The sequence below is a fragment of the Flagellimonas spongiicola genome (assembly GCF_023502425.1).
Lineage (GTDB): Bacteria > Bacteroidota > Bacteroidia > Flavobacteriales > Flavobacteriaceae > Flagellimonas > Flagellimonas spongiicola.
Window position 1 is genome coordinate 1,095,777 of record NZ_JAMFMA010000002.1, and the last position, 22,517, is coordinate 1,118,293.

A 22,517-nucleotide genomic window follows, 5' to 3' on the forward strand; every position below is an offset into this window, starting at 1 on the left:
GTTATTTTAGTTGGAATTCGGGTTCTCTTGATAAATGACGTAGTAGGACATACACTTGGGTAGGTACTTCCATACTTACCGCAAGCATCCATAAGCTCAATCCACCAGTTATGTAATCTGGCGAATAGTAATTTTCAGGAACATCATCAATTTTGAACGCATCCATTGCTATTTCAAAATCTTCCGGGGTCAATAACCCTTTAGGTGTAAACTTGTTTACCAATGCCCGTACAACAATTTCAGGATTACTGGTATTACTGTTCGCAGCACCAACCGCATCCATGGCCAAGGTCCTGAATTGCTCTGGGTCCGCTTGGTAGAATCGGTCTATGAAAACTTCGGCGGTTAACCAACGCCCAATAATGAAATTGGTATTGATCCATTGCCTATCTCTTTGCCACCCAGCAACATCAAAAGGATCAAACATGGTCTGACCAATAAGACTAGAGGCGTCCACAACATTCAATACCGTACCGTCGTCGTAAGTAAATCCGGTTTCTTTAAGTAAACCATTGTACAGATCAAAAGGACTCTTGATGATAACACCAATGGCGTTTTCATCAAAGAAGTGCTGACTTTTGAAGAGTTGTCTTAATACTGGAGCAATCTCAAAGTTGTTTGCAATGAAAGTGGCCGACATACCATTTATAATGGTTTGGGCATTTCCAGCATCATCATCGGAATCTGGATGAACAAAGAACTCGTATAGTTTTTTACAGATGAACCAAGCAATTTCATTGGGTCTTTCGGTAAATAGGATGTTGATTACATCGTCGTAGTTCCAGTTACCGGTCTGTCCAAAAATGGTCTTGTTTTCAGTATTGAATTCTTCTGCATCAAATGTAACCTGTGTACATCCTTCTTCACCTCGATTGGTATATCCGGATATTGCCTTGGCGGTTTCAATGATATCTTCTTCGGTATAATTGTTCCCTTCTCCCAAGGTAAATAGCTCATAAAGCTCACGAGCATAGTTTTCATTGGGATTGTTACCACGGTTTCTCACCCCATCCAAATAATACAACATGGCAGAAGTAAGACCAATCTCGCTTACAAATGTCCTGAAATTACCAAGCGCATTTCGTTGAAGATTGTTGATATAGTAATATAAAAAGGAATTACAGTCATAAACGTCGATTTCGGTCACGAAGTGATTACTCCAGAAGAAGCTCAATCGATCACGAAGGTTATTGTCCAGCAATGCATTTCCATAGGCCGTTGCGAATTCTTCGCGTTGCGCTCTTCGCATTTGACCTGCAAGGTCATCGTCTTCTGGATAATTGGCATTGGTCCAGTCTGCCCATGCAGGCGCTGGGATTGGTGGTGTGGCAATCGCTTGGTCCACAAGCGCATCCACGAGCGTATCTGCAGTTTGGCCTACTGCAGCGTTGATGGTTTGAATCGAAGCACTAAAGCCTAGCCTCCGATACAAATGGGCAGCACGCAACTCATCCAATGGAGTTGTGTACGGTGCCAAGGTTGAGGAATTACAATTGATAAAGTACTCCATAGCAATGACAGGCGTTAATTAGGTCCATAGTTTTTGGGGCAACTATATGTTTAGCTTAACGTTGGGTGTGGTTCAGTTGAGCTGACAAATTACAATCTAAACGCAATTATGACCATGAACTACCAATTTTTTCGATGAACTGCACTATTTTTTTAATATTTTTCAAAATTGATGGGAAAACACAATGATTTTGGGAGTGAAGGGGAACAGTTTGCAGTGGATTTTCTCCTAAAAGCAGGTTATGAAATCTTGGAAAGAAACTTTAGATACCTCAAAGCGGAAGTTGATATCATTGCCAAAAAAGATGACATTATGGTCATTGTTGAAGTAAAAGCAAGAAATGATGGTTTTTTAGAGGACATGAATACCGTTATCAATCGTAAAAAGATAAAATTATTGACTTTGGCTGCAGATCATTATGTAACACAAAATGCAATTGAAGAGGAGGTTCGATTCGATTTGATCACCATAATCAAAAAAAATGGTGGGTTTAATTTGGAACATGTTAAAAATGCATTCTATTTTTTCTAACCATTTGTGTTAAATGTAACAATTTGTTATTTTCGTTTTCAAACCAAACAAGATGAAGACGATATCTGCGGTAGTTGAGCACTACATCAAAAAGAAACCTTTTTTACAAAGCGCATTGGCACAAGGAATCATTAACCTAACCTCCTTATCCCGACAAATTAAACCGGAAATTTCGGACGCCCTTGGCAAAGATGTAAAAGATGGTGCTATAGTAATGGCATTGAAACGTCTATCAGATGATTTGGAATTTCGCGCAACACATCGCATAGTTAAGGTGTTGAAGAACATTGGAGAGATTACTGTGCGTTCCTCCTTGACTGATTATACATTTTTGGCTTCAGAAACAATTTTAGGACAGCAGGCAAAATTGTTGGAAGAAGTAAATGCAAACCAAGATGTATTTTATACTTCTTCACGAGGGGTGAATGAAATCAATATTGTAATAAGCAATGTTATGGATGATGTTGTTGAAAAATACTTCAGACATGAACGCTGCACCCAAAAAGCTGAAAACCTTTCTTCAATCACTGTAAAATTACCCGCCGAGAATGTTTCTGTACCGGGAATTTACTATTTCATTTTCCAACGCTTGGCTTGGGAAGGAATTGTGTTGTATGAGGTCATCTCCACAACCAATGAGTTTACCATTTTAGTTAATGAAGAGCAAGTAGATGTTGCTTTTAAAACCATTAAGGATCTAAAGAGTCTTTAGTCAGCACCAATAAACTAAAGCTTCAGGTTTTTCGTTGTTAGAAAAGATGTTTCTTTTCATATGACCAAAAAAAGAATGCTATATGGATTTTTGACCTTTTTGGTCATCTATTTATGCTATTTGGCATACATCTTTATTTTATCACCCAAAACCAATCTTCAGTCCATCTATTTAATTCCAAAGGATGCCGTATTCATTATAGAATCCGACAAACCCGTGGAAAGTTGGGCTAAAGTCAGTGAAAGTGAAGTTTGGCAGCATTTACAGCAAAACAACTACTTTGCCAATCTTACTGAGAACATTCAAAAAGTAGATACGGTCTTTAATGATAATCATCGTTTGTTCGAGTTCTTTGATGATCGTTCGTTGTTCATTTCCATCCATATGATCAGTAAAAGGGATTATGGTATTTTTTATGTCTTGGATTTAAAGCGTATTGCAAAATTAAACTTGCTCAAAACCTACATCAATACCTTGCTCAATGACAATTTTACCATGAGCAAACGAACGTACCACGGACAAGAAATACTGGAAATATATGATCGGAAGAGTAAAGAGACGATATACTTGGCCTTTATCAAGAATCAACTTGTAGCTTCTTATACCCACACTTTGGTTGAAGCATCCATTGATCAGTACCAAGAACCTATTTTAGGTCGAGATTTGAATTTCCTTGAGATAAATTCTAAGATCGGTTATGAGGATTTATTCCGATTGTATCTGCAATATGATTTTCTGGACGAATATTATCACCGGTTTTCCACAGAACCAAATGAGTGGGTGGATCGTGTAAGTGAGAATCTATTGTTTTCTGGTTTTCATATGAATTTGGATGAAAACAATACAATTACAGCAGATGGCTTTACCAATATAAGTGCAGATAACCATAATTACCTTGCTGCCCTGCAACGATCCGGGAAGGCAGAACGCGGAGTACCGCAAATAGCAACCGACCGAACGGCGCTCTACGTTAGTTATGGTTTTGATAGTTTTAAGGAATTCTACGCCAATTTCGAAGGCATTAAGAAGCAAAATCCTGAGCAATTTGAAAACTATACACAAGGCCTTCAAAAAGTCGAAAAGTTTTTGAAAATTGATGTTCAGGAAAACTTTGTGAGTTGGATCGGTGACGAAATAGCATTGGTGCAGATCCAATCAAAAATTGAAACGCGAAAAAATGAAATGGCCTTGGTTTTAAAAACCAATGATTTAGAAGAGGCTAAACGGAATTTGGATTTTGTGCTCAAACAAATCAAGAAAAAGACGCCAGTAAAGTTTAAGGCCATAACCTACAAAGAACATCAAATTAATTTTCTCTCGATAAAAGGGTTCTTCAAGTTGTTGCTGGGTAATCGTTTTAAATCATTTGATAAGCCATACTTTACCCAGATAGGAGCATATGTTGTATTTAGCAATAACCCGAATACCCTAAAGGGTATGATTGAAGATTATTTGGCGGGGAATACCTTGTCCGCGGTTCCCGAATATCAAAGCTTCAATACCAAATTCAAAAAAGAATCAAGTTTATTTGCTTATAGCAACGTTCCCTTACTTTTTGATAATTTAAAATCCATTGCCGACGGTGAAATGCGCATTGACATGCAAAAAAACAAGGATTTTATTGTGTGCTTTCAGCAAGTTGGGTTTCAACTTACACCAGAAGATGAACTTTTTGAAAGTAGACTTGTGGTTAACTTTTCTAAGGTAGATCCAACTCCAACAAAAATTGAAATCTCAAAACCCAAAATTCAAAAGGACACGGAAACCGCAATATCTGATTCGGTATTCGACTTAAAACCGATATACCCTGATGATCTTACCGCCAATGAATTTGTTAAGAACTACTCCAATGGCAATATCAGATTCGAGGTGGAACTAAAAGATGGATTGAAACATGGTCGGTATCGCGAATTTTACAAGAACGGAGCGGAGCGAATGACAGGTAAATTTAGAAAAGATAAGCAAGTCGGGACATGGCGGTATTATGATTCTGAAGGGAATCAACTTTTGAAAAAGAAATTCTAATTAGTGGATTAATGCTCAGAAATTTCTTTATCATTCTTGTTCCGTGCTTTGTAGCCCCATTTGCATAATTGGTCCAGTACGGGGATTAAATCTGTACCTATTTCAGTTAGATAGTATTCAACATGTGGAGGAATAGTTTGAAAATCCTTTCTTATAATTAAACCGTCTGCCTCTGACTCACGCAATCGTTGTGTGAGCATTTTTTCAGAAATAAAACCGATATCCTTTTTAATCTCTCCATATCTTTTATTACCTAAGGAAATACTCCAAAGAATATTCACTTTCCATCTTCCTTTTAAAACTTCCATGGCGTGGGGCAAACCACATAAGCTTTCCAGTCTTTTTTGATTTTCAAAATTGGTAGAGGCTAATTTTCGCATTATACGTACTTTATTGTATGTACCCTAAATATAGTAAGTATTAACCAAATAGGAATACTTTTAATCTTGAAATCAATTTAATTCAGGAAACAATGAAAAAAACAAATGTATTATTTGCCCTCTTAGTTTCATTCTATATCACTTTTGGATATGGACAAAAGACCATGGAAATTCATTTTAATTCGGAAAAAGTGATCGAAATTGCATATGCGAACATCCGGGGGGGAATGGAAGCGCAATTGAACCAGGATTATTTCCCGAAAATTATTCCAATTGCTGCAAAATATGGAGGTAAAGTTCTAGGGAGCTTTGAAGTTTTGGCTGTGACCGGGGGAGAGGTAAGACCTCAATTGGTTGCTATTTTTGAATGGCCGAATCTTCAGGCGCATGCTAATTTGCTCAATGATAAGGAAGCCAAAAAAATCTTCCCAATCAGAGATACTGCCCTTACCGACATTAAGCTGTCCTATTTTGTTGTAGAAAAGGATGTGGCGGTTACCTTCCAATCAGACAAAGTGTACGAGTTTTTTAGTGGGTGGTTAACCCCGGAGGCACAAACAGCACTTCCTCAATACTTTGCCAAATCGGAAGCGCCTAAATTAAAGTATGGCCCGCCTAAATTTTTAGTGGATCTTAAACCGGCACCTGGTGTTAAGAAGGAGGATTATATCTTAATACCGGATGTTACCGGGATTGTGGAATGGAATAACACCGCCGCGTTTTATGGATTATCAGCAGATCCGGATTTTAAAAAGGTATCCCATCTGCTTGAAAGTTCAGTATCAAGGTTGGATATGATCCATACGAAGATTTTAATGCCATAGTTAGTGTGTTGATTTGTTCGTGACGGGCAGCTCTTTACAACAAAGACTGCTCGTTTTTTTTGTGATGAATTTGCCATTTGATTTTAGGATTCCTTAAGCATTCACTAACTTGATTTTTTAAATCAAAAAGTGATGAAAAGAACCCTATTGTTGATGAGCTTTTTGCTCATAGCGCTGTTGAACTCCACTTACGGCCAAGAGTATAATTTCCCTGATAGAAACAACGTTTGGAAGAAGGCTGAAAACAATCAGTTTGATTACAATGTGGATAAACTCGAAGCTGCTGTAAACTTTGCGGAATCCAATGAATATTCTGGGTCAAGAGATTTAAAACAGGCGATTATCAAAGGATTTGAGCGCGAGCCCTTTCACGATATTTTGGGTCCTACAAAAGAACGTGGAGGTCCTGCAGGATTAATTCTCAAAGACGGGTATTTACTCGCATCTTGGGGTGATATAGATCGTGTGGACATGACATTCAGTGTCACCAAAAGTTTTTTGTCCACTATGGCTGGCTTGGCGGTTGACCAAGGACTCATTTCTAACGTTGAAGATAAAATTGGAAAATACGTTTGGGACGGAACATTTGATGGTGCACACAATAGTAAAATCAACTGGGAGCACCTATTACAACAAAACTCAGATTGGTCTGGAGAACTTTGGGGCTTGGAAGACTGGGCAGATAGACCCCCACGGGAAGGTGGTTTGGATGATTGGAGGTTTCGTAAGTTGAATGAACCCGGAACCGTTATGGAGTACAACGATGTTCGTGTCAATGTTTTGGCGTACTCACTTACCCAAGTTTGGCGGAAACCACTTCCGCAGATCCTCAAGGAAAATGTCATGGATAAAATAGGAGCTTCAACAACATGGAGATGGTATGGTTATGATCACGCTTGGACAGTTATTGATGGTATGAAAATGCAATCTGTAACCGGGGGAGGACATTCTGGGGCCGGAATCTTCATTAGTGCTTCGGACATGGCGCGGTTTGGAATGGTTTTCCTAAACGATGGTAAATGGAAGAATCATCAGATTATCAGTGAAAACTGGATAAAAAAGGCAACGCAATCTTCAAAACCAAATGTAAATTACGGATACATGTGGTGGTTGAATAAAAAAGGCGAAGAACATTGGTCTGGCGTACCAGAAAACGTCTTTTATGCGGCTGGTTTTGGTGGTAACTTCATCATTGTAGACCAAGAGAATGGTTTGATAATTGTCACTAGATGGTTGGAACCAAGAAAAGCTGGAGAATTTGCCAAATTGGTGTACGAATCATTCTAACACAATATCACAAAATCCAAATCGGATGTTTTTGGAAGCATCCGATGGATTGGTATAGTTTTTAAAAACTTTTTTACCGAGTTTAAAGTTGATAGGGTTCTTAAAAATTGGACCATCAAAGCAAAATGTGTGGAATTCCCCGTTTTCCCCACATGGATCAACTTCTACAGGTAATTCTTCCAGAAGTTCCATACTGAGTTGGCGGCCAAGAAATGATTCATCCAATAGCTCGTTATTGAGGCAAACGATTACTGTGCGGAAACCTTGCGTTATAAATTCTTGATACAATTCTTTAGTGTCTTTTTTCCAGATGGGAAAAATTGCTTCAATGTCTAATTTGGATAACATTTGTTCCCGATACACTTTTAAATCTTCCAAAAAGATATCCCCAAAGGCGGCATGAGTGTATCCTTCAGCAACCAAACCCAGGATTTTGGCTCGCATCAAAAAATTGTATTCTTCCATGCTGGGTTGCTCGGGAACTTCAACTATGTCCAAGGGCAATCCAATGGATTTGGTCTGGGCAATCAAAACATCCCTTTTCAAACCATGCATGGACACACGGTCATAATGCGCATTAACCGTTGTTAACAATCGGTCTACTTGATATTTTTCCTGCTGCAGAAGTAGATATAGGGCCATGGCCGAATCTTTTCCTGAACTCCAATTGAAGTATGTTCTTGCTGGCATAATTCGAAGATATGTCATTTGGTTGTTTCTATTTTATGAATACAGTAAATTGAAGCATCTGTCTATAATGCCGTGTAAATGTCGGGTGAAATACAGCACTATTTTTTGTATAGCTGTGAGTTGCCATTTAACATTGTGCTATTCAAATTAAGATTCGTCATGAAACAGCCAGAATTAGGAAAACGAATTAGTCAGCTCAGAAAGGAAAAGGGATTTACCCAAGAAGAGTTGGTTGAGCGATGTAATATTAATGTCCGTACACTTCAGCGGATAGAAAATGGAGACGTAACGCCTCGTAGCTACACAATAAAGACCATTCTGTCTGCTTTGGACCAAGACCTTGAAAACCTACAAGATAGCAATGGGCAGCATTCAGATTCTCTACTTGGGCCAATTTCTAAACAGGAATCCAAGTCTGTTCATACGTTATTGACATGGGCTTGGGTTTCAGGTATACTTTTTTTGATCATGGCTATATTTGAAGGCATGGCCGACTATCTTAGAGTGGAAGATGGAGAATTGATATTTGGTCTCTGGGGTCACGTCGGAATCAAGTGCTTTGTGTTGGTGTTCAATCTTCTGTTCTTCTATGGATATTTGGTGGCAGGAAAAATACTCGGCAACTATTTGATGAAAATTGTTGTGGTGATCTACATGGTCACTTTAGTCGTGTTTTATGGATACGATATCTTTTCTTTATTCAATGAGGTTTTGGAAATTGAAGTGGTTTTCATGGCGGAGGGATTGGTCTTTGGTATTTTGGGAATGCTGTTCGGGACCTCGATTTTAAAATCAAGTAAAAAGTTGGGTCCAATTGCTTTTGCTGCAGGCGTCAGTGAATTTATTATGTCTTTTTGTTTGATGACGTTGGTGCTGTCAATTCTTGGATTGGTGTTGTTTTTTCCAACGGCAATTTTAGAAATGGTGCTGCTATTTAAAATCGCGCTGTTGGTAAAAGAAAAAATGGAATAATTTTTGTAGCTTTTAGAAGTGTATAACACACTCTAAATCAATCAAAAATGAAAAAATATTCACTCTATTCCGCACTTTTGGCTTTTACCTTGTTACTCTGTTTTCAAGGTTACGCTCAGAATCAATTGACAGATAATATTTATGGTGTATACTATGTTCCTTCGCTCTACACCAAATTGTATGAGAGTGATGAAGGGTCTCCGTATTTGAATCCTAAATTCACACCTGCTAAAATCAATGATTCCAAAAAGACTTATTTGGTCCGTATCAACGCGCACAAGGAAACTGCCGAAGTATGGGTAAGTGAAGACCGGGTCATAGAGCTGTCCAATGAACGTAAAAATAGCATTGCCTTGTCAGATGGTAGCGACAAAAATTATGAAGCTGCTCGTTATGTAAAACCCAAAGGAAACTACGGGAATGCCTTTTTTCAGTCCGTAGAAAAAAATGACAAATACAGTTTGTTCCTTAAAGAACGGATCAAGTATTTCAAAAAGGAAAAAGCAGAAGGTTACAAGGCTGAAAAGCCAGCACGATTTGAAAAAATAAAACCATACTACTATCTAAGGGTTGGCGCCGACGAAAAGAAAGCTTTGGTTCATTTACCGAGCAGTACTAACAAATTTGTACAAGTCTTTGCAAAAAGCAGGCATAAAGCCCTTAAAGGTTATATAAAGCAAGAAAAATTAAATCTTACTTCGGAAGACGATTTGATCAAAGTCCTAGATTACATTTACAAATCCTAATCAAACTTCTGCCGACTCCTTTTTCCGACGAAAAGGGGTCAATACTAGTAAGGCTTTTTCAATGGATTCAATTTGGTCGAACACTAGTAAAAGTCGTAGTCCATTTCTGGTTTGTTTTTCCTTGAGCTGACACTTACCAGGATTGTGCTGTACATATTTTAGTATGTTGGTAAAAACCGGACTCTGATAAAATTCCGATTGTTGGTCAGCTATAAAGTATCCAATGAATTTACCTTTTTTCAAGACTACTTTTTCCAATCCTATGTCATTTGCAATCCATTTGATACGGACTGAGTTGAGCAAGTCCACTGCAGGAGTGGGCAATTCCCCAAAGCGATCCACCAACTGATTTTCATAAGATTGAAGTCCTTCTTCATCTATTACCGCATTCAATTGGGTATATAGATTCAAGCGTTCTGTAATATTGTTGATGTAATCATCCGGATACAGCAATTCAAAATCTGTGTCAAGTTGGGTATCCTTGATAAATGTTTTAGGTTTATTTCCTTCTACCTCTTCGTAAAGTTCCTTGAACTCATTTTCCTTTAGTTCCTCAATAGCTTCGGAAAGGATTTTTTGATAGGTTTCAAAGCCAATTTCATTTATGAAACCACTTTGCTCACCCCCTAAAAGATCACCTGCGCCCCTAATTTCCAAATCCTTCATGGCAATATTGAAGCCACTACCTAAATCCGTGAATTGTTCCAATGCTTCAATTCGCTTTCTGGCATCTGGAGTCATCACCTCATAAGGTGGGGTTATGAAAAAACAAAATGCCTTTTTGTTGCTTCTACCCACTCGACCTCGCATTTGGTGCAAATCACTCAATCCAAAATTGTTGGCGTTGTGTATGAAAATGGTATTTGCATTGGTGACGTCCAAGCCACTTTCTACAATCGTTGTTGAAACCAACACATCAAATTCACCGTTCATGAAACCAATCATCAGCTGTTCCAATTTCTTGCCCTCCATTTGACCATGTCCAATACCTATTTTGGCATCGGGCACCAGCCGTTGTATCATTCCAGCTACTTCTTTTATATTTTCTATACGGTTATGGATAAAGAATACTTGCCCGCCTCTTTGAATTTCATAGGAAACAGCGTCACGTATAATTTCTTCGTTAAAACGAATAACCCTACTTTCAATGGGATATCGGTTTGGTGGCGGGGTATTGATTACGGATAAATCCCTGGCGGCCATCAAACTGAATTGAAGCGTTCTAGGTATAGGTGTAGCCGTCAATGTCAAGACATCCACATTTTCCTTGATGGATTTTAATTTGTCCTTCACCGACACACCGAATTTTTGCTCCTCGTCCACAATGAGCAATCCAAGATCCTTGAATTGTACGTTTTTATTGACCAGTTGATGTGTGCCGATAATAATATCGATTTTCCCAGTTGCCAATCGTTCAAGAATGTCCCTTTTTTCCTTTGCAGTCCTAAAGCGATTCAGATAATCTACACTTACCGGCAAATCCCCTAGACGTTTTTTAAAGGTATTGTTATGCTGAAAAGCCAATATGGTGGTGGGTACCAAAATAGCCACTTGTTTTCCGTTGTCCACCGCTTTAAAAGCAGCTCTTATGGCCACCTCGGTTTTCCCAAACCCAACATCCCCACAGATAAGTCGGTCCATTGGGCGTTCACTCTCCATGTCCCGCTTTACATCTTGAGTTGACTTCTCCTGATCGGGGGTGTCTTCATAAATGAAAGAGGCTTCCAGCTCATGCTGTAAATAGCTGTCGGGAGCATATTGGAACCCTTTTTCAAGGCGTCTTTTGGCATATACTTTAATGAGGTCAAAAGCAATTTTCTTGACCCTGCTTTTAGTTTTTTGTTTCAGCTTTTTCCAAGCTGCGGATCCTAATTTGTAGATTTTAGGAACTGCGCCGTCCTTGCCATTGAACTTTGATATTTTATGCAGGGAATGAATACTGACATAAAGGATGTCCCGGTCACCATACACTAATTTAATGGCTTCTTGTTTTTTTCCTTCCACATCAATTTTTTGCAATCCGCCAAACTTTCCAATACCATGGTCAATATGGGTCACATAGTCTCCAATCTCCAGTTTATTGAGCTCCTTGAGTGTAATGGCCTGTTTTTTGGCGTAACCATTTTTCAATTGGAACTTATGGTAACGTTCAAAGATTTGATGATCCGTATAACAAGCCAGCTTTAAGGTGTGGTCAATAAATCCTTGGTAAATAGGAAAAACCACCGTTTTGTAATGCACTTCTTGTTCAATATCCTGAAAAATATCATTGAAACGTTTTGCCTGTTGTTCAGTAGCGCAGAAAATAAAATTGGAATATCCCTTACTATGATTGTCGTTGAGGTTTTCTATCAACAAATCAAACTTTTTGTTGAAAGCAGGTTGTGGCTTGGTGTTGAAATCAATTGTTTCTTTGCCAAGTTTCTCCTCAACGTTCACAGATTTAGATTCGATTTCAACAAGCTTGAATTGACCCAACTGGGATTTCAACAGCGAGGAAGTGACGAAAAGTTCCTCTGGCTTGGAATGCTTGATTTCCTCGCTTAACGCTTTGAAATTGTCCTCGGCTTTTTCAAAAAAGGAATCGATTCGCGCATAGACCAAATCCAAGTGTTTCGCGAAAATCACCGTTTTTGGCGAGATGTATTTCAAGAAACTCTCCCTTGTTTCTTGAAGGAACTTATTCTCTACATTTGGAATGATGGTGATTTTCTTCACCTTGTCGGTGGAAAGCTGTGTTTCCACATCAAAAGTCCGGATACTGTCCACTTCGTCCCCAAAAAACTCGATGCGGTAAGGTTCATCATGAGAAAACGAAAAGACATCCACGATGCCACCGCGCACGGAAAATTCCCCTGGTTCGGTTACAAAATCAACCCTTTTGAATTGATATTCAAACAGTACTTCGTTTAAAAAATCCAGGGAAAGCGTATCCTCCAACTTGATTTTGAGCGTGTTTTTATCAAGTTCTTTTCTAGTGACCACTTTTTCGAACAATGCATCCGGATAGGTGATGATCACTGCTGGTTTTTTTCTGGAATTGATACGATTCAGAACTTCGGCCCTTAACAGTACATTGGCATTGTCCGTTTCTTCAATTTGATAGGGTCTACGATAGCTGCCTGGATAAAAAAGCACATCTTTCTCGCGAATCAATTGTTCCAAATCATTTAGATAGTATGCCGCTTCTTCTTTGTCGTTTAACAAAACCAAAAAGGGTAAATCGGATTGATTGAAAAGGGAAGCTATGGTGAAGGAGAGTGCTGAACCGGTAAGTCCACGAGCTTCAATTTGGACTACCTCTGTTTGGGATTGGTTAATAGTATCCTGCAGTTTCCCGATTTGGGGAGACTGTTCAAACAATTGGGAAACGGACGATTTGGTCAATCCTGGAAATTTGTTGCAAATATAAAGTGAAGTCTATTGGGTTACAATGCTTCCTAAAAATTTATCAGCAAGATCAATTAAGGTCTGGTATTGACTATACTTGAATCACTTCATCTTCTACAATGGCAAAAACCTTGTCCCCTTTTTTAGGATGCAAAGTATGCGTACCAGTAAATGCCCCAAAAGCAGGAAAAATAAGCTGATTTTGGGATTGAAAGAAACACGCAAGTCTTAAATTTTGGCGGCCAAACCCCCTTAATCTAATGGCTGGATGAATATGTCCGCAAAAATTAAATAGCCCATCTCTTTGTTCAGGATGATGGGTAAGTAAAAACCCTTCAACCACAAGTTCGTTGTAAATGGGGATGCCGAGTTGTTCAAATTTTAAGGGGGAAATAATATCATGATTCCCAGAGACCAATATCAGTTCCGAAGGAGTTTTAGCTACCCAGTTTTCAAACAGGTCCCATTCCTTGTTTAGTGAAGAGTGGAACAAATCCCCTAAAAAACAGATTTGAAAAGGTTCAAATTCGGCCACGATTTGATCCAAGAGGACATAGTTCTTGTGGATGGCCTTACGTGGAACCGCCGCGCCAAACTTTCTAAAATGTGCCACCTTACCCAAATGCACATCACTGATCAACAGCATGGATTTCTCCTTCCAAAAAAGACCCCCCAACGGATGAAGTACAAACTCCTGACCTAAAATTTGTATTTCTTGTGTCATTTGGTCAACAGTTTAGTCATTCGTTTGATACGATCGGCCAGTTTTTCATTTGATAACTTTTCACGCAATCGGTCTGTGATAATCGGAAAGGAAAAAGGGGTAGGATTGGTACATTGTTTCCAAATAATTTCTTGCCGACCAATACGCTCTAAGGCCAAACGCAGCCGCCCTTCCTCTAATTGATGCTCAAACGTCTCTGTAAACGCTTGTTGGTATAGCAGATTGTCGTCTTCAATGTCTTTAAATACATCGAACAACAATTGGGAACTACTTTGGAGGTGCTTCATTTTTACCCCTTTTTCAGGGTAGCCCGTAAAGACCATGCCACTAATCACGGCAATATCCCTAAATTTTCTTCGGGCCATTTCATTGGAATTTAAACTCTTTTGCAAATCTGACAGCATATAACCAGGGGTAAAGAGGTTATTGTCTAAAACAGCAGCTATGTCTATGGATTTATCGGACAGTAACTCAAAACCATAATCGTTGAACGCTAATGAGCAGGTGATAGGACTTAACAGGCTTATGCGATATGCCAAAAGACTACTCATTCCTTCATGGATGGCCCTACCTTCAAATGGATAAAAAATATGATGGTAGCCATCATTGGTTTTAAAGGTCTCAATGAGGAACTGATCCGGTTGTGGCACAATACTCTCTTCTCTTTGTTTGGCAAACATTGGAGCTAGAGCCCTAATCTCTGGAGCCTGGGTGTCAAGTGCTTGTTCGGCCGAATACAGTTCCTGACGAAGTAGTTCGGACATTTTAGCAGAAAAACTCAGTCGTCCGCCCATCCATGAAGGAATCTTGTTGCTTCTTTTTGGGGAATTTCGCACTTGGGCAGTCATTCCCTTTATTCTAATGAATTCCAAATTTCGTCCCGCAAAGGTGAAGACATCACCAGGGTTCATTTTGGAAATAAAAGACTCTTCAATGGTGCCTATGTATCCCCCTTTTTGATAGCGTACGGACAAGCTGGCGTCTCCAACAATAGTTCCAATTTGAAAACGATGGCGCCTAGCAATGGACAACAGATTCACTTTGAACTTGCCATCTTCCGTAACTTCTACTTTTTTGTATTCATCATAGCTTTTTAAACTTTGGCTTCCCATGACCAAAAAATTCAATAACCATTGCCAGATATCATGTGTCAATGTTTGAAAACAAAACGTCTGTTTCACTTCATTGAAGATTTCATCGGGATAAAACCCATCAGAAACAGCTAAAGTGGTTAGGTATTGGATAAGAACATCATAACTGTTCAAATAGGGTGTTCTATCTTCTACTGCTGCATTCAAAACTGCTTTTTGCATGGCCGAAGCTTCAATCAGTTCAATGGCATGTGTAGGTAAAAAGTAGATGACACTTTCCTTCCCCGGTCTATGACCACTCCTGCCAGCACGTTGTAGAAAACGAGCTACGCCTTTAGGTCCGCCAATCTGAACTACGGTTTCAACTGGTGCAAAATCCACTCCTAGGTCTAAACTGGAGGTACAGACAACCGCTTTAAGGCTTTCATTGCGTATGGCTTGCTCCACCCAAAGTCGAGTATCCTTATTGATGCTGCCATGGTGCATGGCAATCTCCCCCGCATATTCAGGATGTTTTTCAAGGATTTTTTGAAACCAAATTTCACATTGGCCGCGGGTATTGGTAAAAAGCAGAGTGGTTTTACTGTTGTTGATGATTGGTACAACTTCTTCCAAGAGGTGTAATCCTAAATGGCCTCTCCAGGGAAATGTTTCCATTTTGGAAGGAATAATACTCTTGACGGCAATTTTTTTGTTCAAATTGGCCTTTATCAAAACTGAATTTGCCAATTGCGGTGAAGATGGCCCTAGTAAAACTTCTCTTGCTTGTTCTAGATTGCCAATAGTTGCGGATATGCCCCAAATTCTCAGATTGGGACAAATGGTTTTTAATCGCGACAATCCTAATTCCATTTGAACTCCTCTTTTGGAGCCCAATAATTCATGCCATTCATCCACTACTATTGCGGAACAGTTTTTAAAAACAGTTTTATAGCCTTTTGATGATAAGAGCAAATGCAAACTTTCAGGTGTTGTGATCAATAGATCCGGCATGGACTTTTTTTGTCTAGCCCTTTCCGATGTCGTGGTATCACCAGTACGGATTCCAACCGTCATTTGCGTTTCCAAATCCTTTGTAATGCGCTCTGCAGACTGTCTAATTTCTTGGGATAAAGCTCTTAACGGGGTTATCCAGATGGCTTTTAGTCCCTTTTTATGCTTGGTTTTGTAGCCAGGGTTTCTGTTGATGTAATCCAAAACTATGGGAAACCACAATGCGTAGGTTTTACCACTACCCGTTGGTGCGTTCAGTAATCCGTGCTTGCCATCCAAAAACGCACCCCAAGATTGTTTTTGGAATGGAAAAGGTGACCAACCTTGCTGTTGAAACCAAGACTCAGCGATATGATACAATTCGGATTTTTCCAGTGGTTGCGTTTATGAAAATTACAAGCGGAAAGAAAATTACAATTTCTTTTGGGGATAATTTTACCGTCCTTGGTTTAAGATTTATATTTGCCCAACAAATTTTAGTGTATGCCCATTTTAGATCTATACGAGCACAGCGAGCAAAAAAGAAACTTGGCCCATTTTGCCACTTTGGCAAGTTTGGCTGCTGCTGATGGTATCATTACCGATGACGAAAAAGCCGTTCTGGACAAATTTGCATTTCGATTGAACATCTCTGATGCAGATTATAAGGAGGTAATGAAAAAGGAGAACAAATATCCGATTGAAACACCACATAGCTCAGAAAGAAGATTGATGCGTTTATTCGATTTCTTTGGAATGGCATTGGCCGATAAAAATCTGGACGATGCGCAGAAGGAAATGATAGTGAAGTACGCCGTTGGACTGGGCTATTCTCCTGAAAATGCAGAGAAGTTGGTAAACAAATCCATTGCGATTTTCACGGGTAAAATCGACTTCGAGGACTATATGTTCTTAATGGAAAAGTAATTAGGATTTGGCCATGAATTCTTCGGCCTTTTCCACCATATTCTTGCTTCCACAGAAAAAAGGAACACGTTCGTGGAGTTCGGTAGGTTGAATCTCCATGATTCTTTGGTGCCCATCACTGGCCAATCCATTGGCTTGTTCTGCTAAAAATGCCATTGGATTGCATTCGTACAGTAGACGCAGCTTCCCTTTTTGGGCCTTACTGCTCTTAGGATACATATAAATTCCTCCTTTGATCATGTTTCTATGGAAATCGGAAACCAATGATCCAATATATCTACTGGTATACGGTCTATCCCCTTCTTCTTTTTGACAATACTTGATGTAGTCCTTGACGCCTTGGGGAAAATGGATATAGTTCCCTTCGTTTACAGAGTAGATTTTGCCATCTTCTGGGAATTGCATGTTTGGATGGGACAGGTAAAAAGTTCCAATGGCAGGGTTTAAAGTGAAACCGTTTACGCCATGACCGGTGGTATAGACCAACATTGTTGATGTTCCATAGATAATGTATCCGGCAGCAACTTGGTTTTTGCCAGGTTGAAGGAAATCATCTAATGTAACCGGTGTCCCAACTGGGGTAATCCTTCTATAAATCGAAAAGATGGTACCTACCGAAACGTTTACGTCTATATTAGATGAACCATCCAAAGGATCAATGAGCACTACATATTTGTTCTGATGATTTTCATCTTGACTGTTAATGCTAATAAAGTCATCTTCTTCCTCAGAAGCGATACCGCAAACAATTTCCCTGTTTTTTAATGTTTGTATGAACTTTTCATTGGCCAAGACATCGAGCTTTTGCTGATTTTCGCCCTGGATGTTGGTATCACCCGCAGTTCCTAAAATGTCTACAAGACCAGCCTTGTTCACTTCATGGTTTACCACTTTTGCTGCTAATCGAATGGCATTGATCAATTTGGAAAGTTCCCCAGTGGAATATCGAAATTCAGTTTGGTTTTCAATAATGAATTCACCAAGGGTTTTGTTCTTGCTCGACATAGAAAATAGGACTGTTTTATTTGATGGCAAATATCGTTCATTTTGTGATACTATATCGTTTTCGCTTCGATAAAGATTTAGAAATTTATAACTTTGAGTTTTATTTATAACAATATGGATTTTTTGATTCGAGACGCAAAAAAAGAAGATATGACACAGGTTTTGGAGCTGATTCAAGAGCTGGCATTATTTGAAAAGGAACCTAACGCAGTTGAGGTAACTGTTGCAGATTTACAACGTGATGGCTTTGGGGATAAAAAGCTGTTTCACTGCTTTGTTGCTGAAAAGATGGACCGATTGGTGGGGATTGCACTTATCTATCCAAGGTATTCCACTTGGAAAGGGCCAGTGGTTCATCTTGAGGACCTTATTGTAGCCAAAGAAATGCGAGGCAGCGGATTGGGAACAGCGTTGTTGGACCAAGTTGTGAAATATGGACATGATTTGGGCGTTAAAAGAATCAGCTGGGAGGTGTTGGATTGGAATGAACCAGCCATCACGTTCTACGAGAAAAAAGGAGCCAATGTTATGCGGGATTGGGATGTGGTACAACTCAATGAAGCCGGCATTAAATCATATGTTGAAGGTTTAAATGTAACCCTCAATTAAAGGATATAAGAATAACAAATGAGAGTATTCAAGTTTGGAGGAGCATCAGTAAAAGATGCAGATAGTGTTAAGAATGTAGTAAATGTATTAAAGGAGGTTGGGCATCAGGACACTTTAGTGGTGATTTCAGCAATGGGGAAAACCACGAATGCCATGGAGAAAGTGGTGGCTGCCTATTTTAGTGATAAATCAGGTGTGTCAAATCAAATCCAGGAGGTGTCGGAGTTCCATGAAATCATACTTTCTGATTTATTCGGAAATGCTTCGCACCCTGTTTATGCTAAAGTAAAAGCCCTGTTTGATGAAGTAAAGGGCTTCTTAACTTGGAATAAATCTCCAAAAAAGTCATTTGTCTATGATCAAGTTGTAGGTTACGGGGAACTGGTTTCAACAACCATTGTTAGCGAATACCTTAATGAAGTTGGCTTATCCAATGATTGGCAAGATGTCCGAAACTTGATCAAAACAGATAACAATTACCGTGATGCCAATATCAATTGGGAGTTGACCCAGGATAGCGTATCCAAACTGGACACTTCCAAACTGTACATTACCCAAGGTTTTTTGGGTAGTGACGATAACAATTTCACTACCACTTTGGGTAGAGAAGGTTCTGATTACACTGCTGCAATTTTAGCCTATTGTCTTAATGCACAATCCGTCACCATCTGGAAAGATGTGCCTGGGGTATTGAATGCAGACCCGAGAAATTTTGAAGAAACACAGTTGTTGGATCAGATTTCGTATCGAGAGGCCATAGAATTGGCTTTCTATGGAGCGTCTGTAATTCACCCAAAAACACTACAACCCCTTCAAAGAAAGGAAATACCCTTGCATGTAAAATCCTTTGTCAATCCCAAGAATAATGGAACTACAGTTGGTAAGGGGAAAGGTATTTCACCAAAGGTGCCCTGTTTTATAGTTAAAAAAAATCAGGTATTGATTAAACTCTCGTCATTGGACTTTTCTTTCATCGTCGAAAACAATATCAGTGAGATATTTAAACTGTTCCATGACCATAAGATGAAGGTGGATTTGATCCAAAACTCGGCGATTAGCTTTTCGGTTTGCTTAGATAACAAGTTCAATGGATTACAGCCCATGCTGGATAAGCTTAAAAGGCGGTTCAATGTGGTATGTCACGAAGATGTTTCGCTGTATACGATTCGTCATTTTGATGACAATGCTGTAAAATCATTACAAAATGGCAGATCGGTTCTTGTGGAACAGCGTGGAAAAGAGACAGTTCAGCTTGTTGTAAAATAAAGTCGCTTTCTTGTAGTACTTCCCCGCAACCCGATAATGGTAATTTTCTATCTTTACGCTTACCTAATATCATTTTTATGGGGCTGGTTTCTGCGAAAGAGGTTGCAAAGGTCATACATCTTGACAAGTATGGCTTTATAGGAACCTTTATAGGTTGGTTGCTAATGGTAGCCACCAAGATCACCACCATCAATCGATTTTACAATCGGAATAAATCCCTGCCTGGCACCAAATTTTTGGATGCCATTCTCGAGCATTATGAAATTGACTTTGAAATACCCGAGGAGGATTTAAAACGTCTGCCAAAAGAAGGGCCGTATATCACAATAAGCAATCATCCGTTGGGTGGAATTGATGGCGTATTGTTACTAAAATTAATGCTTCAACAGCGCGACGATTTCAAGATTATCGCAAACTTTCTACTCCATAGAATAGAACCGCTAAAACCCTTCATAATGCCAGTTAATCCTTTTGAAAATCATAAGGATGCCAAGAGTAGTGTGATGGGCTTTAAAAATGCGCTCTTGCATTTACGCGAAGGTCGTCCACTGGGTATATTCCCGGCAGGTGAAGTTTCCACCTATAAGGATGGTAAACTTGTAGTGGACAAGCCTTGGGAAGAGGCTGCTCTAAAATTAATTCGGAAAGCGGAGGTACCTGTAGTTCCTATTTATTTCCATGCGCGAAACAGTAGGCTTTTCTATAAATTGTCTAAAATCAACGATGTTTTTAGAACGGCCAAACTACCTTCAGAAGTCACTTCTCAGCGACGAAGACCAATAAAAGTCCGTATTGGACAACCTATATCTGTGACAGCTCAAAAAGAAGAAGAAAGTTTGGAGTCGTTTACGGAATTGCTACGCAAAAAGACCTATCTCTTAGCCAATGTTTTCGAGAAAGAACGATTAATTGATCAATTACCAACAACATTAAAAATACCGAAACCTCCTAAAAAAATCGCAACTCCAGTTGGTTCAAAGGTGTTGGAGGGTGAAATAGAAAAATTACGAGAAAAAGATTGTCGCTTACTGCAGAGTAAGAACTACGAGGTTTATTTGGCACAGGCGCAAGACATGCCCTTTATCCTAAATGAAATTGGACGCCAACGTGAAATCACTTTTAGGGCCGTAGGGGAGGGTACCAACAACGCCATTGATCTGGACAAGTTTGATTCTTATTACCACCATCTTTTTTTATGGGATGATGAAGGAAAGAACATCGTAGGAGCTTATCGTATGGGCTTGGGTTCCAAGATTTTTACAGAATATGGAATTGATGGTTTTTACCTTCAGGATTTGTTTCGATTTGAGCCGGAACTCTATGGAATGATGGAAAAATCCATAGAAATGGGTCGCGCCTATATTGTTAAGGAGTACCAACAAAAACCCATGCCTTTGTTTTTGCTTTGGAAGGGGATTGTACACACCACACTGAGACATCCAGAGCACAAATACTTGATTGGTGGGGTCAGCATCAGTAATCAGTTTTCAAATTTTTCCAAGTCGTTGATGATTGAGTTTATGAAATCCAATTATTGGGATCCTTACGTTGCCCAATATATTAGACCCAAAAAGGAATTCAAAGTACAATTGAAAGATGCTGATAAAGAATTCATATTTGACGAGACTCAAGCTGATTTGAACAAGTTCGACAAATTAATCAATGAGGTTGAACCAGGCAGCCTTCGATTACCAGTGCTCATCAAAAAATACATCAAACAAAATGCAAAAGTGGTGGCCTTTAATGTGGATCCACTTTTCAACAACTCTGTGGATGGCTTGATGTACATTAAAATTGCCGACTTGCCCGAAAGCACTGTTAAACCGGTTATGGAGGAATTTCAAGCAGAATTGGAACGAAAAATGGCAGAAGGACAAGGTCCAGCTGCCATCTAAAAAACTATCCGTATCTGAGTCTAGTTTAGTAGCTCTTCCTTTACAAAATTGGAGCAAAACTCCTTTATTTCGTTTCGCGCCTTTAAAAAGGCCGAGTGTTTTTCCGCTTCAGTCCCAGTTACTTTTGATGGATCAAAAAAGTTGTGATGGATGCGCTCAGCATTGGGAGCGGGAATAAAAGGACAATTTTCCTTGGCATGATCACACACTGTGATAATGTAATCCCATGCAATTCCTTCATACTCATCCACATGATTTGAAGTATGATGGGTAATATCAATACCGTCCTCTTTCATGATGGAAACAGCACCTGGATTCAAGCCGTGTGTTTCTATTCCCGCACTATATACATTTGCAAGGGCATCTTGAAAATAATTAAGGTATCCATGTGCCATTTGACTGCGACACGAATTTCCGGTACAAAGAACCAATACGTTTTTCATTTTTCTTTTAGTTGATTAATCTATTCCAATGGTTTTACTTCTTTTCTCAAATAGCAGATTGTCTTTCCATTTGCCAGCAAGTTTGCCAACGCGCTCGCGCCTACCAATGTATCGAAAGCCTACTTTTTCATGTAGTTTTATACTAGCTTCATTTTCTGGGAATACCCCAGATTGAAGCGTCCAATAACCTGCGTTTTCACTGGTTTCAATAAGTTTTTGCAAGAGTTGTTTGCCAGATCCCTTTCCCCTGCTTTTAGCACCTACGTAAACACTTACCTCACCTACACCCCCATATACACATCTACTAGAGACTGGTGAGAGTGCTGCCCAACCTAAAATAATGCCGTTTTCCTCCGCTACCAATCTGCAGGATTCAATATGTGCCTTATCCCAATCATTGTAAGAAGGAACTTGGGTTTCAAATGTTGCAAATCCGGTGGCGATACCCTCATTATAAATTTGGGCCACTTGGTTCCAATCTGATGATTTCATTTCCCGGATTTGCATCATAGTACTAT

20 protein-coding genes are annotated in these 22,517 nt (G+C 39.4%); 11 read left to right on the forward strand and 9 right to left on the reverse strand.

Annotated features, from left to right (window positions below; all coding sequences use genetic code 11):
* Position 1: 1 nt before the first annotated feature.
* Complete coding sequence (locus tag M3P19_RS11205; RefSeq protein WP_249657757.1) at positions 2-1,510, reverse strand: DUF1800 domain-containing protein; 1,509 nt, start codon at positions 1,508-1,510, stop codon at positions 2-4.
* Between the two features lie 171 nt (positions 1,511-1,681).
* Between M3P19_RS11205 and M3P19_RS11210 the strand changes: the two genes are divergently transcribed.
* Genes M3P19_RS11210 through M3P19_RS11220 form a run of 3 tightly spaced genes read left to right on the forward strand, consistent with a single transcriptional unit; the run spans position 1,682 to position 4,778 of the window.
* The gene (locus M3P19_RS11210) at positions 1,682-2,041 is read left to right on the forward strand and encodes a YraN family protein (protein ID WP_249657758.1); all 360 of its coding nucleotides are present in this window, start codon (positions 1,682-1,684) and stop codon (positions 2,039-2,041) included.
* A 52-nt stretch (positions 2,042-2,093) separates the two neighbouring features.
* A complete protein-coding gene (locus M3P19_RS11215) occupies positions 2,094-2,753 on the forward strand; it encodes an aspartate kinase (protein ID WP_249657759.1) in 660 nt (219 codons plus the stop codon).
* A 60-nt stretch (positions 2,754-2,813) separates the two neighbouring features.
* The gene (locus tag M3P19_RS11220; RefSeq protein WP_249657760.1) at positions 2,814-4,778 is read left to right on the forward strand and encodes a DUF3352 domain-containing protein; all 1,965 of its coding nucleotides are present in this window, start codon (positions 2,814-2,816) and stop codon (positions 4,776-4,778) included.
* Between the two features lie 8 nt (positions 4,779-4,786).
* Here the strand turns inward: M3P19_RS11220 and M3P19_RS11225 are convergent, their stop codons facing one another.
* Complete coding sequence (locus tag M3P19_RS11225) at positions 4,787-5,158, reverse strand: winged helix-turn-helix transcriptional regulator (RefSeq protein WP_249657761.1); 372 nt, start codon at positions 5,156-5,158, stop codon at positions 4,787-4,789.
* A gap of 92 nt (positions 5,159-5,250) precedes the next feature.
* Here M3P19_RS11225 and M3P19_RS11230 point away from each other — a divergent pair, with 92 nt between their 5' ends.
* Together M3P19_RS11230 and M3P19_RS11235 are read left to right on the forward strand one after the other, a co-directional pair.
* Positions 5,251-5,982, forward strand: a complete 732-nt coding sequence (locus M3P19_RS11230; RefSeq protein ID WP_249657762.1) for a DUF1330 domain-containing protein — start codon at positions 5,251-5,253, stop codon at positions 5,980-5,982.
* Positions 5,983-6,114: 132 nt separating this feature from the next.
* Positions 6,115-7,269 (forward strand): serine hydrolase domain-containing protein, encoded by a 1,155-nt coding sequence (locus M3P19_RS11235; RefSeq protein WP_249657763.1) that lies wholly within the window; start codon positions 6,115-6,117, stop codon positions 7,267-7,269.
* Here the strand turns inward: M3P19_RS11235 and M3P19_RS11240 are convergent.
* Positions 7,261-7,959: an adenine nucleotide alpha hydrolase gene (locus M3P19_RS11240; protein WP_249657764.1), complete on the reverse strand. Its 699-nt coding sequence runs from the start codon at positions 7,957-7,959 to the stop codon at positions 7,261-7,263. The genes M3P19_RS11235 and M3P19_RS11240 overlap by 9 nt on opposite strands.
* A 159-nt stretch (positions 7,960-8,118) precedes the next feature.
* Here M3P19_RS11240 and M3P19_RS11245 point away from each other — a divergent pair, with 159 nt between their 5' ends.
* Positions 8,119-8,931: a helix-turn-helix domain-containing protein gene (locus M3P19_RS11245; protein WP_249657765.1), complete on the forward strand. Its 813-nt coding sequence runs from the start codon at positions 8,119-8,121 to the stop codon at positions 8,929-8,931.
* A gap of 47 nt (positions 8,932-8,978) precedes the next feature.
* Positions 8,979-9,677 (forward strand): hypothetical protein, encoded by a 699-nt coding sequence (locus tag M3P19_RS11250; protein ID WP_249657766.1) that lies wholly within the window; start codon positions 8,979-8,981, stop codon positions 9,675-9,677.
* Here the strand turns inward: M3P19_RS11250 and mfd are convergent, their stop codons facing one another.
* From mfd to M3P19_RS11265, 3 genes are all read right to left on the reverse strand, one after another.
* A complete protein-coding gene (mfd, locus tag M3P19_RS11255) occupies positions 9,678-13,064 on the reverse strand; it encodes a transcription-repair coupling factor (protein WP_249657767.1) in 3,387 nt (1,128 codons plus the stop codon).
* A gap of 94 nt (positions 13,065-13,158) precedes the next feature.
* Positions 13,159-13,791, reverse strand: coding sequence for a ligase-associated DNA damage response endonuclease PdeM (pdeM, locus tag M3P19_RS11260; protein WP_249657768.1), 633 nt, complete (start codon positions 13,789-13,791; stop codon positions 13,159-13,161).
* Positions 13,788-16,250 (reverse strand): ligase-associated DNA damage response DEXH box helicase, encoded by a 2,463-nt coding sequence (locus tag M3P19_RS11265; RefSeq protein ID WP_249657839.1) that lies wholly within the window; start codon positions 16,248-16,250, stop codon positions 13,788-13,790. Before M3P19_RS11265 ends, pdeM begins: the two co-directional genes overlap by 4 nt.
* A gap of 108 nt (positions 16,251-16,358) precedes the next feature.
* Between M3P19_RS11265 and M3P19_RS11270 the strand changes: the two genes are divergently transcribed.
* Entirely contained in the window at positions 16,359-16,781 is a 423-nt protein-coding gene (locus M3P19_RS11270; RefSeq protein ID WP_249657769.1) for a TerB family tellurite resistance protein, read from the forward strand.
* Here the strand turns inward: M3P19_RS11270 and fbp are convergent, their stop codons facing one another.
* Positions 16,782-17,786 (reverse strand): class 1 fructose-bisphosphatase, encoded by a 1,005-nt coding sequence (fbp, locus tag M3P19_RS11275; protein ID WP_249657770.1) that lies wholly within the window; start codon positions 17,784-17,786, stop codon positions 16,782-16,784.
* Positions 17,787-17,900: 114 nt separating this feature from the next.
* Between fbp and M3P19_RS11280 the strand changes: the two genes are divergently transcribed.
* The 3 genes from M3P19_RS11280 (at position 17,901) to M3P19_RS11290 (ending at position 21,556) form a co-directional block, all read left to right on the forward strand.
* Positions 17,901-18,395 (forward strand): GNAT family N-acetyltransferase, encoded by a 495-nt coding sequence (locus M3P19_RS11280; protein WP_249657771.1) that lies wholly within the window; start codon positions 17,901-17,903, stop codon positions 18,393-18,395.
* Positions 18,396-18,413: 18 nt separating this feature from the next.
* A complete protein-coding gene (locus M3P19_RS11285; RefSeq protein ID WP_249657772.1) occupies positions 18,414-19,661 on the forward strand; it encodes an aspartate kinase in 1,248 nt (415 codons plus the stop codon).
* A gap of 77 nt (positions 19,662-19,738) precedes the next feature.
* Positions 19,739-21,556 (forward strand): GNAT family N-acyltransferase, encoded by a 1,818-nt coding sequence (locus M3P19_RS11290; protein ID WP_249657773.1) that lies wholly within the window; start codon positions 19,739-19,741, stop codon positions 21,554-21,556.
* Between the two features lie 20 nt (positions 21,557-21,576).
* Here the strand turns inward: M3P19_RS11290 and M3P19_RS11295 are convergent, their stop codons facing one another.
* Positions 21,577-21,999, reverse strand: a complete 423-nt coding sequence (locus M3P19_RS11295) for an arsenate reductase ArsC (RefSeq protein WP_249657774.1) — start codon at positions 21,997-21,999, stop codon at positions 21,577-21,579.
* 15 nt (positions 22,000-22,014) lie between these two features.
* Complete coding sequence (locus tag M3P19_RS11300; RefSeq protein WP_417953871.1) at positions 22,015-22,506, reverse strand: GNAT family N-acetyltransferase; 492 nt, start codon at positions 22,504-22,506, stop codon at positions 22,015-22,017.
* Between the last annotated feature and the right edge of the window lie 11 nt (positions 22,507-22,517).